Here is a 13,546-nt window from a genome sequence, read left to right as displayed (position 1 = left end):
CTATGAGTATGAGTAACTGCAAGTTGTTAGGATACGGCGCGATCAGTGGTCAGATCCGCCATCCGATGAGAGCGGAGTTTACTAATTAGCTGTAATAGGTTCTCGGCTATTTTGGGTGAAAGAACTTGTATTAAAACTAATTTGAAGATTAAGATTTGAACCTTTTTCTTCATTAATAGTTGTGGATTCAGTCGAATTGCTTTTTGTAGTTTAGAGGCAATTTTTTGAGCTTTTTCGGCTGGTGAAGCGTACCGTAAAGCTAATTCTGCCATATACTCGTATACAGTAGCTTGACCACGTTTTTTCAAATGTTGTAGATGTGGTGGCACTACCTGAAATTCTTTATCAAGTACCATTAAACCATACTTCTCCATCACATCAATTTTTGATGACATGGCTCCAGTAGATTTACGGTACAAAATCTGCGCTTTGGGTACAACAACAAAATGCCATTTGCGTGCTAACCGCAAGCTGTAGTCCCAATCTTCTGCCGAGCGCAGTGTCGGGTCAAATTCTCCTGTTTCCTCAATTGCTTCCCTTCGGACTAAAATATTAGAGCCACTGGCGATGAAATTGCAAACTAATAAATCAGGATAAACATCGCCTTCACAAAAGACTGGTGTGCCTGAGTAGAAAACTTGAGCATTTTCGTCCATTACACTAGTCCAGCTATAGGCTACTCCTGCTTCTGGACGTTTTTGTAAAGCTGCCAGTTGATCTGCTAATTTGTTAGGAGTCCATAAATCATCAGAATCAATAAATGATATGTATTCTCCTGTAGCACGAGAGATGCCCCGATTACGAGCTACTGGTAAACCTCCGTTTTCGTAACTGAAAACTTTGAGGCGCGAGTCTTTGACTGTGTTGACTAATTCTACAGTTCTGTCTTTTGAACCATCGTTAATCACGATGATTTCCAAATCAGAAAAAGTTTGCTTTTGGATAGATTCAATCGTTGCTAATATTGTACTCTCAGCATTATAAGCAGGAACTACTACCGATATTTTCGGCATAATTACTCACCTCATTGTTAAGTAAACACCAATTTCTCTCTGAGTATTCTCTCATCAAGAAGTTCTAAAATTCTCTGATCTTTAGAGAGATCAAATTTCCTTGCAAAATGAATATTCTCTTTCTGTAAACTACTGTAGTCTTTGCAACTCAGTATTTGGGGATGCCCGTGACGACTATTTTGAAAATCTATATACCGATAGTTATCATTACACAATTTAAACCTTTTGTTATTTACTAAGGCAGTCTGAACAAAAGATTCATCTGGCAGTAAAGTTTTTTTATAGTAATTGACTAAAGACGGTGATGTTTGTGCTAAAATATGCAAATAAGTTACACACTTTCGGGAAAGAGTTGTAAAGTAAGAGCCACCATAACAGACAAAGTTTTCATTAAATGGTGTCCAATTACTTTTAGAACCAAACATAATCGCAGATGAAGTATTAATGCGGAAAAATGGTTGATAACGATTGAGCAGCCAGACAAGAGGATTTAAAATCAACTTTTGCTCGATTGGTAAATCTTTTGGTAAAAGAGATTTGTATTGGTAGAAGTAGCGATCGCACCCTACTTTCACAGACCAAGGACTCTGAGGAGAGAGTACATCAAAATATTGTATGAAGCCGTCATACCGTGTATTGGCAAGAAATTTCTCTATCTTAGGTAGTGGTTGAGTCGGGTAATCTTGACCCGAAAGATTCACCAGCCAATCAAATTGAATCTGATGATAAAAAAGCCAATTAATAGCGTCTAAATAGGCTTGAGTTATAGAGAAATCACGCAATTTAATTTTATTCTCAATAATACTAACGTCTGTTAAATTTTGGATTGGTGTTTGATCTAAAATACAACCATTATAATTATGACTGATCAGTACATAAGAATTGGGACTAGATTTTTTGATAACTTTGACAAGTTTATAGATTTGCTCAGGATTTTTATAGGTTTGGATTAAATAGCAAACTCTCACCATTTGGGATCCCAATGATTTTCAGTAGATGCTATTATTTTTTCATGAGTGTTTAATTAAAATAGTTTCAAGAGATACTGTTAATCAGTTCTCTCAGCGCTAATTCAGAGATTTATTAAATTTGAATAAACTTAGTAAATGCGTACTATAAACCGCTAGCATTGTGAGTAAAGTTCTGCGCGGTTCTTGAAAGATTATTTGTGCATGAGCACGCAACGCACGATTCATCAACTCCACTCCTATCTGAGAAGAAAGCCGCAAACGAAGAGTTCTGCGGGCTAGATAGCGCAAAAAAATAGCTTTTGCCTGATTGTAATGTTGATTAATTAGATCTGGAGCATAAGTTTGAATTTTCTCATTGAATCTGTTCCAGTCTTCTTCCATCTTGTAAAGCTTTGAGGAAACACCACCCAAACTCGTGCGATAACGTATCAATACTTTATTAATACCCTCTGCTTTCCACCCACTATAATTCACACGTAAAAATAACTCAGCATCTTCTGTACCGCTCAAACTTTTATCGAAACCCTCAACAGATTCAAAAACTTTTCGACTAATCACGGCATTAGAAGGAGTAATAATCGGATTCTCATAATAAAAATGTAACGGTTGCAAATTTTTTAGTCGAGAGTGAGAAAGTTGCCCGGTGGGTTTATTGTCAAACGTGACAAACTCCACTCGTGCGAAACTAATACCTAGCTCCGAGCAGGATTTAAAGTGTTCGAGATGAGTAGCAAGCTTATCAGGATACCATAGATCATCTGAATCTAGAAAAGCAATAAATTCTCCTTGTGCCATCGCAATTCCAGTATTACGGGCAATAGCTACTCCTTGATTTATTTGTGAAATTAGCTTTACCCGACTGTCTTTTTGACTGTATTGTTCAACAATTTCAACAGTATTGTCTGTAGAACCGTCATTAATAATTAATACTTCAAAATTTTCATAAGTTTGAGCTAAGACTGATTCTAATGTTTCTGGTAAATATTGAGCTGCATTGTAAGCGGGTATTACGATAGTAAAGGTAGGATTCATGACTTTTTCCTAGTAATTAATACAGTTGAATTAGAAAAGACATATCGATTCACCCAAATAATATAGATAGGCATTGCCAGAAGGTGCGCAATCAGTACGACTGCTGCTACGCCCACACTTCCCCATTTCATCCCAATGAGCAAGAAAATTATAAAAATTATGGTAAAAATGACATTCCACAGGAGGTTAATCCAAGTTTTATCTATAGCTTGAAGTAACATGGCTGCTGCACTGGCATAAGGGCGCGGTAAAGCAGAAAGACAAACAAGTACTAGTATTGGAATTGCTACTTCCCACTGTTTACCATAAATAATTGGTACATAAAATGGAGCTAACCCTGACTGAAGAAGAACAAGTGGAACAATAATTAATGTAATAGTTTTAAGGCTATGAAAGTATTTTTCTTTCAATTGTTGGTAGTTGTCACGAACAGCACAAAGATGAGGATATAAGGGCCAAGTCATGACATTAATTACATTCATGCTGATTCCTAAACCAGCATTGAAGGCAAAAAAGTAAACACCCAAGGCTTGAACGCCCAAAAAACTTCCTACGAGTAGGTAATCTATATTAGCTCTTAACTTGTCTAGTAATTCACCACCAAGTACGTCTCTACCAAAATTGACAATTTCCTGCCATCGCTCCAAAGTGAAAGACTTGGTTGGTCGCCAAGGATGATTCATGTGCGATACTACTATCCATACCGGGGTTGTCAGGACTATAGGTAAAACGATCGCCCACATACCCAACCCCATGACGGCAAACACCAAAGTGAAAATGTTGCCTAGCATTGACTGAAGTGCCGTACTGATTGCTGTAACTTTGAGTCGATTTTCTCTATCAATTAATGCCGTTTGAACTGAGAAAATTGGCAGCATTAAATATACTAACGCTGCTACACAAATTGGCAAAATCAGTTGGTTCTCTTGATAGAACCAAGCAATGGGAAAAGCTGCTAGACATTGAATCGTAAACAGAGAGACACCGAGAATCCAATTCAGCCAGTAAGCTGTATCACATAGGACTTTTACATCTTCTTCATTTGCTTGAATAACTTTGCCACCGATGCCTGCTCTGAGGGTAAAAACAGTTGCGAATTCATTGGTTGTTAACACTACTGCCGCTAAACCGTAGTCATGGGGGGTTAACAGACGAGCGAGTACAACTGTTGTCCCCAAACGAAAAATTCGATTTATTAACTCTGCACCGCCCAGCCAACCAATGTTACGGATGAACTGATTTGACAATTGCCGCTTGATTTTATTAATTACCATCAGTGTATGGGATAGAGATAAATAATTTGACTACCAGTTAAAGGGCAGTTAAGCCTTTTAATCTCCTGTGAGTTAATACTTTGAGCAAAAATACCCATCACTGCTGTATCTTAAGAGTTTTTCAGGCTTTTAAGTATAATTAAACACTTTTTTCCGTATAAACTCGTTATTCTATTTATTACCCAGGGAAAATTATAACTTAATTTATGTAATCTGTGCGGAAAGGATTGCGGATTTTCACTGGCTCTTGTTAGTCAGAGTCTTTTTGTAAAGAGATCATGAATAGAGAGAATAAATAAGCAGTAAAAATACTGAGAGCAACCGCTGCAAAAGGAAAGCGATCGCTGATGGGTATAAAAATGCACCAATTATAGGTATTAACTTGTGGTGTTGGATGTGAATTCTTTTAAAACATGTACAGATTCGGGTACTTTTTCTTTGAAAGCAATTCCCATCATCACCAGCCCAGGCCAGCAAAGATAAGCCAAAACATCTATTTGCTCACCAAAAGAAAATAAACATAAAGTATAGAAAATACTTAAAGCCACTCTGGCATTAACACTTTGCTGCGACTTGATTGCTAAGTCTACAAAACTACATAGCATGGGTAATAGTAAGGCAATAAAACCGACGATCCCCTTAGTAAATAACAAACCAAACCAAGTGTGGTGAGAGCCAATGGGCATTTTTGCTACTACTTTTGAACCTTTTTCTTGAATGCCGTGTCCCCAGATAGGAGCTTCAGACCAACGTTTAAAAGCAATTCGAGCTAATGCGGCACGAACTTGTGAAGAACCAGCTCTAGAACCGTTGAAGGTATCAACAAAATCTCTAAAACCATAGATGATATCTGTACTCAGAAGACCTGCCAAAACACCGATCACTCCAAAACCAATTTGAATTTTTGGTCGAATTATATTTGTGGGGAACCAAACCAGAAACATCACTATAGGCAGACAAATTAGAGCCAGCCGTGAAACAGAGACAAGATTCATGGCGATCACTCCAACTAAACCCATGTACCGCCATGTTCTACTCGATTCTTGTAGCACCAAGAAAAAGTAGATACAGCTAACTAAACCCAGTGCCGGACTCCAAGGAGTAAATAGCGACAAACGAACTTGCTCCGAGCCAAATTCCAAGGAATATAAACCTACCTCGTAAAAAATTGGACCATTTTGAATAAACCTTTCCACTGAAGAAGTGTAAATAATTTCCGGTAACTTTAAGTAATAACCCAAATAACAAATAGGAATGACACCCAAACTTTGTACACATAATATACATACCGCTCTATAAATCAATTGCGGTCTAATATTTAAACACCCAACAAAGAGAAATAATGCTAACAATGCAGAGCTAGTTAGCCAACCTAGTGTTCCTCTAAGATAATCATTTAGTCCGAAATTAAAATCGTCTAAGGCTACATAGGTTCCAAACAGGGTAATTACCATGCACATACACCATATCCATGTCACCCACGGAACATAAATTCTTTGATTTTTCGGTGTATTTTTTGTTTGAAACAAACGCTGTATCAGTAGATATAAACATAGCACCCAACCCAATAAGGCGCTACTGGGATACAAGATTCCCATCACATAGAATACGTAAGTAAAAATAATGAAATACCAAATTAGTCGCTCTTCAAAGTTCTGTGGCTTCATGTTTTTCACACTTCAGCATAAACATTATGCTCTTTCTCTGATGATGGGACTTGATGCTTCTTCGCGAAATCTGTGCCTTAAAGTATCACGTCGCCACAACATCAAGATACCACTACTAATTAGCAGTGAACCTACTGCTGCTCCTAATAAAATTAATTTTGGTTTAGGCTTTATTGGTTCATCTGGTAAACTAGGTTGAGACAGGACTTGTATTGGTGGATAAGAAGTAGAAACTGTAGATTTTGTCAAATCTAATTTAGCGATAGTCGATGAAAACACAGTTTCAGAAATTTGCACGTCTCGTTTCAGTTCTTCTAATGTGCTTGCTCGCTGTGTTAATAACTTTAGCCTATTTTCCAGTAAAATAATTTGCTGATCTAACTCTTTTACTTGTGCTTGGATTCCCTGCTGTTGTGCTTGGACTGTCACTAGTTTCTCTGACAACTGTGTCCTTGTCGCTCCTCCCGACTCTTCAGAGTTACCAAAGTTAACTTTATTGATACTTGCGATATTAAAAGGTTTTCCTAATAAAGCCTCGCCTCTTTGCACCAGGGCTACTTCTGCTGATTCTAACTCTGTTTTTTGAGTTATGACTGTAGGATGTGACGGCAAGAACTTGCTACTTAAAGAAATTAATTTAGCTTGAGCTTCATTGTAACTTTTTTGGTACTTTTGAAATAGTGGATCGGCTTGCAGCACAAATGCCTCAGATGCTTGTTCAGAAGAAAGACTAAGGTTTCTTGATATTTGCGCTTGATTAGCGTTTTGTTGCTGCTCTTGTGCTACTAATTCAGCACGTTGCTTGCGCAAATCTTCAATGTTAGTTACTAGTTTGATAATTTGCTCATTAGAATTAAGTCCAGAAACTAATTTGAATTGAGACAGACGATTTTGTGATATTTTTAGCTTTTTACGTAAATCTTCAATTCCGGCTTCTAAACGTTCATTTTGCTGAGCAACTTCTTCTTTCCTTAAATTATTCAGTCGTGCTTCTAATGCGTTGTGTAGAGCTACAGATTTTTCTCTGGCTTCCTCTGGCGTAGAACCTTGAATCTCAAAGTTCATCAATGTTGTGTTGTCTACTATTTTAACTCTAGGTGAACCAAATTTTTCTAAAGGTATGTTTACACTTTGTGCTGCGGTCTTTAATACCTCATCACTGGTAACAATAGCTTTATAATTTTCTCTTGGATCAAAAGCTGACACAGCATAGGCTGATGAATTTTGTGATGATGCTTCACCAATGTTAGGTAGGCTGAGGCTAGTATTTGCTGCTGATCCTCCTGGAATCGTAATCGTCCAACCACTTACGTATTTTGCTTGGACTTTTTTGAGATACACCAAAGCTACTGCCCAAACTGCCGCACTGGAGAATATGATTGCCAGTAAGTATATGTATCCACGTTGTTTAGGTTTTACTGACCGAGTATAGGCTGGAGAAATCTCTACATTTTTTTCTACCTTCACAGTATTTCCGCTTTTCAACCATGGCAAAGGATTCATAAATTAAATACAAAGCTATTTAATATTAATAATGCACCCTAATCATAATCTGGTTTACTTTCTCATTCAACTCTTCTAACCAGTTAAATTTTTGTCCCTATGTATTATTCAGATTAGTAATGAACATACATACTTAAGTATTAGCTGAGTTCATTAAAGAATTTATGAAGTTTTCGCCAACCTTATTGGGGAAAATGTAATTTTCATGTAAAGAATAAGTAGATAGAGCAAATTTAACTACTAAGGTAGATGTAATTGAGTAAATTTACTGTTTCATCAAATTCCTTTACAATACACCTTTGGAACTGGGTATCAAGCCACCACGACGGGAATCAATCTCTACTGCCATCCGCATAGCTCTGGCAAATGCCTTAAAAGTTGCTTCAATGATATGATGGGAATTAATACCGTCTAACTGGCGAATATGCAGCGTCATTTGACTATGGTTTACCAAGGCGACAAAGAACTCTCGCACTAATTGAGTGTCGTAAGTTCCCACTCGCTCAGTAGGAATTTGCAAGCCATAGCTTAAATGTGGGCGTCCAGAAAAATCTAGTGCTACTTGAATTAACGCCTCATCTAACGGTGCAAGGAAGTTACCAAAGCGGACAATACCTTTTTTGTCGCCTAGTGCTTGAGCGATCGCTTGTCCCAAGGTAATGCCCACATCTTCATTGGTATGGTGGTCGTCGATGTCTAAGTCTCCTCTAGCTTGAACCTCCAAGTCAATTAGCCCGTGAGAGGAGATTTGATGCAACATATGATCTAAAAATGGAATGCCTGTTGCGGCAGTGCAAGTTCCTGTACCATCAAGATTGATCTTGACTTGCACATCTGTTTCGCCAGTGGTGCGGCGCAAAGAAGTTATACGAGGTGAGATTGTGAGTGGGCGATCGCTAATTTGCATGACTTGGGCTAATTGTTAATAGCTAATGGCTAATAGCTAATAGTTTACAACAATTAACAATTAGCTATTAGCCATTCCCTCTGTTACATTCCCATTATTTCGTATCCTGCGTCCACGTAGATAACTTGTCCAGTGATTCCACTTGCCAAGTCACTACATAAGAAAGCAGCTGCATTACCCACTTCGATCTGAGTGACAGTGCGACGCAGAGGAGCTACTTGCTCTACATGATGAATCATATCCAAAATACCACCCACTGCCGACGATGCCAAAGTGCGGATGGGACCTGCGGAAATGGCATTGACGCGAATATTAGCCGCACCAAGTTCGGCGGCTAAATATCGTACACTTGTTTCTAGACCTGCTTTAGCAACACCCATGACGTTGTAGTTAGGAATTGCTCTGACACCTCCCAAATAGGTAAGCGTAACTATACTTCCTCCCTCACTCATCAAAGGTTTAGCTGCTCCACTCAGTTGTACTAACGAGTAAGTACTAATTTCTAGAGCTTTACTAAAGCCCGAACGTGAAGTTTGACTAAAATCTCCACTCAAATCTTCTTTATTTGCATAAGCAAGACAATGGATGAGAATATCCAATTTGCCCCACTTGTCACGGATAACCTCAAAGGTTGACTGAACTTGTTCTTCATTCTCTACATTACATGGAATAAAGAGACTAGGGTTGAGGGGTTCAACCAATTCCGCAACTTTTTTTTCCATTTTGCCCTTGTCATCCGGCAGATATGTTATGCCTAAATTAGCTCCTGCTTTATGCAGTTGTTGGGCAATACCCCAAGCAATAGAGCGGTTGTTGGCAATGCCTGTTACAAGGGCGTTTTTTCCGGTTAGATCCAGCATATGTTGTTTATTAATGGGAACGCGCTTTTCAGCAGCATACTAGAAACTATGCTCACTTTGTCTTTGTTTTACCAAGGAGTTGCATTTTATGATCATTAGGGCTTGTTGTCACGACAAAATTCCTGTTTATTTCTTAAGATATTCTCAACATATCTGAGTTTTCTCTTCATAAAAGTTTTTGAGTACAACAGAGGTAAGTAACGCGAAAAAAGTAGTAGATTTAAGAATGAAAAATTATGTATCATGATAAACAGTAATTCTATGAGGCAAACAGGTTAAGTATAGGAAAGAACCGAAAGGTTGACAATGTGTTCTTGATTTTTCAGGTGTATTCTTAAGTAATCTATTTTAGTTTTCCGGCATTGGGTAGGGGAAGGGAGATGATCGTGACACAAGATAAAGCCCTAGCAAATGTATTTCGTCAGATGGCGACCGGAGCGTTTCCGCCTGTTGTGGAAACGTTTGAACGTAACAAAACGATCTTTTTTCCCGGCGATCCTGCCGAACGAGTTTATTTTCTTCTCAAAGGAGCTGTCAAACTCTCCAGAGTATACGAAGCAGGAGAAGAAATAACGGTAGCACTGTTAAGGGAAAATAGCGTTTTCGGTGTTTTATCTTTGCTAACGGGAAACAAGTCAGATCGGTTTTACCATGCAGTAGCTTTTACGCCAGTAGAATTGTTATCAGCACCAATTGAACAGGTGGAACAAGCACTGAAGGAAAATCCAGAGTTGTCAATGTTAATGCTGCGAGGTCTTTCTTCGCGAATTCTACAGACAGAAATGATGATAGAAACACTTGCTCACCGAGATATGGGATCGAGACTGGTAAGTTTTTTATTAATTCTCTGTCGCGATTTTGGCGTACCTTGTGCGGACGGAATCACAATTGATCTGAAGCTTTCTCATCAAGCAATCGCAGAGGCAATTGGTTCTACTCGCGTTACTGTCACCCGTTTACTGGGCGATTTACGCGAGAAAAAAATGATTTCTATCCACAAGAAAAAAATTACAGTTCATAAACCTGTAACTTTAAGTCGTCAATTCACCTAAAACAACTGGGGGAAGTGGAGTCGGCGCTCATATCTAGCACACACCCTATAACTAAAGCTAAACTTTGCTTATTGAGTGATTTCAGTTATGCCATTCTCCAATTCCCCACAGAAAGTGGTTAAACGTAGTAGGCTGTTTCTAGAAGGATTTCGTCGGTAGCTAGATTATGACCACCGCGTACATCCTCATAGCCGCAATTCTCATTCTGGGAGGCGTCATAGCCACCGTGGGCGATCGCATTGGCACACGAGTTGGCAAGGCGCGACTCTCACTTTTCAACCTGCGACCGAAAAATACCGCTGTACTGATAACTCTTCTTACAGGTAGTTTGATCTCGGCATCAACCCTGGCAATTTTATTTGCCGCAGATGATGGATTGCGCAAGGGAGTATTTGAACTAGAAGATATTCAAAAAGATCTCAAGCACAAGCGAGAACAACTCAAAACCACAGAAGCAGAGAAAAGTCAAATCGAAACCAAACTAACGCAAGCCAGATCTGAACAAGCAAAAGCACAAGAAGATTTACGCGCAATTAATCAGTCGTTGCAGGCAGCAAATGCCAAGCAACTTGCCACACAAGCACAGTTGAACCGTACTCAAACCCAACAAGCTCAAACTCAAGCGCAACTCCAACGCACTCAGAAAGAACTAGGTCAAGTGGTATCGCAGTATCAACTGGCAATAGCTGAACTCAAGAGCGTTTACAATGAGAAAAAGATCCTAGTAGCAGAAATTAGCAAACTGCGCTCGGATCGAATTGGATTAATCCAAGAAGCTAATAACACGATCAACCAAGCAAAAGCAGCCATCGAGAAACGCGATCTTGAACTTGCCAACCGACAACAAGCAATTAAAAAACGGGATCAAAAAATTGTTGAACTGGATCAACTGATTCAAAAGCGTAACTTAGAAATTACACAGCGAGAGCAAGTACTTGCCCAAAGAGAATCTCGTCTCAAAGATTTAGAAAAACAGCAACAATCTTTAGAACAGGAAGTCGCAAGGCTGGAAAAATTTTACCAATCTTATCGTGACCTGCGTTTAGGTAAACTTGCCTTATTTCGCGGTCAAGTGCTTGCTTCTGGTGTGGTGAGAGTAGAGCAAACAACTTCTGCACGTCACGCAGTATTTCAACTTTTACAAGAAGCCAACCGTAATGCCAGCGTTGAATTAACTGAACCAGGTGCAACTCCTCCGACAAATACTCAAATAGTACAATATAGCCAAGAGCAAATTGAACAATTGACTAAGCAGATTAGTGATGGTAGAGAATACGTAGTCAGAATTTTTTCTGCAGGTAATTACGTCAGAGGAGAAAAGCAGATAGCATTTTTTACCGATGCGGCACGGAATCAAGTAGTTTTTACAGGAGGTCAAGTATTAGCAGCAACTACAGCAGATCCAAAAACAATGACATCGTATCAACTACGACAGCGCCTTGAACTACTGATTTCTGCTTCTCAATTTCGTGCTCGTAATGCAGGAATTTTGGAGAATCTCGAAATAGATGGTACTTTTATTCGTTTTATTGCTCAACTGAGACAATACGATCAATTACTAGATATTAAAGCTGTTGCTGCGGAGGATACATACACTGCCGGACCACTAAGAGTAAAACTGGTAGCAATCCAAAATGGACAAATAATTTTTAGTACGTAAATACTGTATCTATACTTTCTATGAATTCTCAGGAATTTTCTCTCACACAACCAGTGATTCTGGGCTTTGATCCAGGTCGAGATAAGTGTGGTTTAGCAGTGATGGGACTAGATAGAAAACTATGTTATCACCAAGTGGTCAAAGCTGAGCAGTCAATTAGTACTATTGAGGAGCTACGTCAAAAGTTTCCCATTTCCATATTAGTAATGGGAGATCAAACTACGGCAAAACGCTGGAAACAACAACTACAGCAAGAATTAGCACAACCGTTAAGTATAGTTTTAGTCGATGAACGTTACAGTACCTTAGAAGCACGCGATCGCTATTGGCAAATGTACCCTCCCAGTGGACTCACAAAGCTATTACCAAAAGGTTTGCGTCAACCACCACGAGCGATCGATGACATTGTTGCCATCCTTCTCATCGAAAGATACCTTAACCGCCTCACCGAATCCAATCAACCGTAGAGACGCCTCACCGAGGCGTCTGCGTCTCCACACCCATCCATTTCATAATTCCGCCCGAATAGTAAAAGCATAATCTCCTCCTGGCTCTAGCTGGTAGTCCTTCTGCTCCAAAAAGCGGCCAAGAGGTTCCTTAATTAAAGCACGTCCCAGGTTTGGTTGAACCGACAGTTCCCCCCGAAGGAAATGCCATTGAAACTGCCATTCAAAATCACCTGCTCTCACATCACCTTCCAATAAACCTTGTTGCCACGATTGGCGCGTAATCCTCACATGGGCAGTAGTTTCTGGTAAACGCTTAGCACTCACAACGCTTTATGTCAATGTTTTTATTAAAATATATTGCTTCTAGTTTTACATTTATTTAAAATATCTCAAATCTATAAATAGATAGATCGACTAGAGCTATAAAACTGTAAATCCATCAACTCCTCTAACTCCCTTGTCAAAGGAAACCGTTTGTTGACATCCTTTTGTTTTATTTACTCTAGCGATTAAACAATCTGAAAAGTCAGCCTTGCTCTTTCTATATTCGCGAAGTGACCACCATGCTGCATCTTTGCTCTCAAAATCAAACATACTTGTCCTGAGAATTTTTTCAAGAGCATCTGCTATTTCCTCTTTGGTGTAGCTGTAAGCAGATTCTAAAACCCATACAAATTCGCACAGAACAATATTGTTAATGAAGCAATTATTTTCGCCTTCTGCAACTGTTTGCTCAATAAATTGGCTGACTTTTTCTCCCTGAACTGGGTCATCTTGTACTATATATCGGACAAGAATGTTAGTATCTAATCCCTTCACTCGTTTTTTGCCGCTCTTTTTCTCACTGCTGCATTCATTTCTTCAACAGAAATAGATTTCATGCCTTCTCGGTGCAAGATTCCCTTCAACTCTTGCACTTTAATCGTTGCTGGTTGAACGATCACACGCCCATCTTCCTCAATGATGAAATCAATTTGATCTCCGGGGTTTATTTGCAGATAGTCCCGTATTTCTTTGGGTATAGTGGTCTGCCCCTTAGTGGTAATAGTTGCTGTTGGCATTTGACCTTTGCTAATTAGAGAATCCTTACTTAAAGGTAAGGATTAAAGAAGAATTTGTCAAGCCAAACAAAATCAAAAGCGGATTTTAGATTTGCGA

The 13,546-nt window shown here is 39.1% G+C and carries 14 protein-coding genes; 3 read left to right on the top strand and 11 right to left on the bottom strand.

What is annotated here, in order from left to right; translation table 11 throughout:
• Positions 1-26 precede the first annotated feature (26 nt).
• From ICL16_RS41535 to fabI, 8 genes are all read right to left on the bottom strand, one after another.
• Positions 27-1,013, bottom strand: coding sequence for a glycosyltransferase family 2 protein (locus ICL16_RS41535; RefSeq protein ID WP_190837933.1), 987 nt, complete (start codon positions 1,011-1,013; stop codon positions 27-29).
• A 17-nt stretch (positions 1,014-1,030) separates the two neighbouring features.
• Positions 1,031-1,984, bottom strand: a complete 954-nt coding sequence (locus ICL16_RS41530) for a beta-1,6-N-acetylglucosaminyltransferase (protein WP_202895964.1) — start codon at positions 1,982-1,984, stop codon at positions 1,031-1,033.
• Positions 1,985-2,080: 96 nt separating this feature from the next.
• Entirely contained in the window at positions 2,081-3,016 is a 936-nt protein-coding gene (locus ICL16_RS41525) for a glycosyltransferase family 2 protein (protein WP_190837931.1), read from the bottom strand.
• Complete coding sequence (locus ICL16_RS41520) at positions 3,013-4,290, bottom strand: lipopolysaccharide biosynthesis protein (RefSeq protein ID WP_190837928.1); 1,278 nt, start codon at positions 4,288-4,290, stop codon at positions 3,013-3,015. Before ICL16_RS41520 ends, ICL16_RS41525 begins: the two co-directional genes overlap by 4 nt.
• A 377-nt stretch (positions 4,291-4,667) precedes the next feature.
• Positions 4,668-5,957, bottom strand: a complete 1,290-nt coding sequence (locus ICL16_RS41515; protein ID WP_190837927.1) for an O-antigen ligase family protein — start codon at positions 5,955-5,957, stop codon at positions 4,668-4,670.
• Between the two features lie 24 nt (positions 5,958-5,981).
• Positions 5,982-7,460 carry a GumC family protein gene (locus tag ICL16_RS41510; protein ID WP_190837924.1) on the bottom strand — a complete coding sequence of 493 codons (1,479 nt, stop codon included), beginning with the start codon at positions 7,458-7,460 and terminating at the stop codon, positions 5,982-5,984.
• A gap of 286 nt (positions 7,461-7,746) precedes the next feature.
• On the bottom strand, positions 7,747-8,367 hold the full coding sequence (hisB, locus tag ICL16_RS41505; protein ID WP_190837922.1) for an imidazoleglycerol-phosphate dehydratase HisB: 621 nt from the start codon (positions 8,365-8,367) through the stop codon (positions 7,747-7,749).
• A gap of 83 nt (positions 8,368-8,450) precedes the next feature.
• Positions 8,451-9,227, bottom strand: a complete 777-nt coding sequence (gene fabI / locus ICL16_RS41500; protein WP_190837919.1) for an enoyl-ACP reductase FabI — start codon at positions 9,225-9,227, stop codon at positions 8,451-8,453.
• A 380-nt stretch (positions 9,228-9,607) separates the two neighbouring features.
• Between fabI and ntcA the strand changes: the two genes are divergently transcribed.
• The 3 genes from ntcA to ICL16_RS41485 all read left to right on the top strand — a co-directional run bounded on the left by ntcA (position 9,608) and on the right by ICL16_RS41485 (position 12,406).
• Entirely contained in the window at positions 9,608-10,279 is a 672-nt protein-coding gene (gene ntcA / locus ICL16_RS41495; protein WP_010998529.1) for a global nitrogen regulator NtcA, read from the top strand.
• 166 nt (positions 10,280-10,445) lie between these two features.
• Positions 10,446-11,939 carry a DUF3084 domain-containing protein gene (locus ICL16_RS41490; RefSeq protein WP_190837916.1) on the top strand — a complete coding sequence of 498 codons (1,494 nt, stop codon included), beginning with the start codon at positions 10,446-10,448 and terminating at the stop codon, positions 11,937-11,939.
• A 20-nt stretch (positions 11,940-11,959) separates the two neighbouring features.
• Positions 11,960-12,406 (top strand): pre-16S rRNA-processing nuclease YqgF, encoded by a 447-nt coding sequence (locus ICL16_RS41485; RefSeq protein WP_190837914.1) that lies wholly within the window; start codon positions 11,960-11,962, stop codon positions 12,404-12,406.
• A gap of 42 nt (positions 12,407-12,448) precedes the next feature.
• On the opposite strand, the gene ICL16_RS41480 is transcribed toward ICL16_RS41485, so the two are convergent.
• The 3 genes from ICL16_RS41480 to ICL16_RS41470 form a co-directional block, all read right to left on the bottom strand.
• On the bottom strand, positions 12,449-12,712 hold the full coding sequence (locus tag ICL16_RS41480) for a DUF3146 family protein (protein ID WP_190837912.1): 264 nt from the start codon (positions 12,710-12,712) through the stop codon (positions 12,449-12,451).
• Between the two features lie 96 nt (positions 12,713-12,808).
• Complete coding sequence (locus tag ICL16_RS41475) at positions 12,809-13,207, bottom strand: PIN domain-containing protein (RefSeq protein WP_190837909.1); 399 nt, start codon at positions 13,205-13,207, stop codon at positions 12,809-12,811.
• Positions 13,204-13,449, bottom strand: a complete 246-nt coding sequence (locus ICL16_RS41470) for an AbrB/MazE/SpoVT family DNA-binding domain-containing protein (RefSeq protein ID WP_190837907.1) — start codon at positions 13,447-13,449, stop codon at positions 13,204-13,206. Before ICL16_RS41470 ends, ICL16_RS41475 begins: the two co-directional genes overlap by 4 nt.
• Between the last annotated feature and the right edge of the window lie 97 nt (positions 13,450-13,546).

Origin of the sequence: Iningainema tapete BLCC-T55 (genome assembly GCF_014698965.1) — a bacterium.
Classification (GTDB): Bacteria; Cyanobacteriota; Cyanobacteriia; order Cyanobacteriales; family Nostocaceae; genus Iningainema; species Iningainema tapete.
The sequence above is the reverse complement of the archived record's forward strand: the minus strand, read 5'-3'. Positions and strand labels throughout refer to the sequence as shown.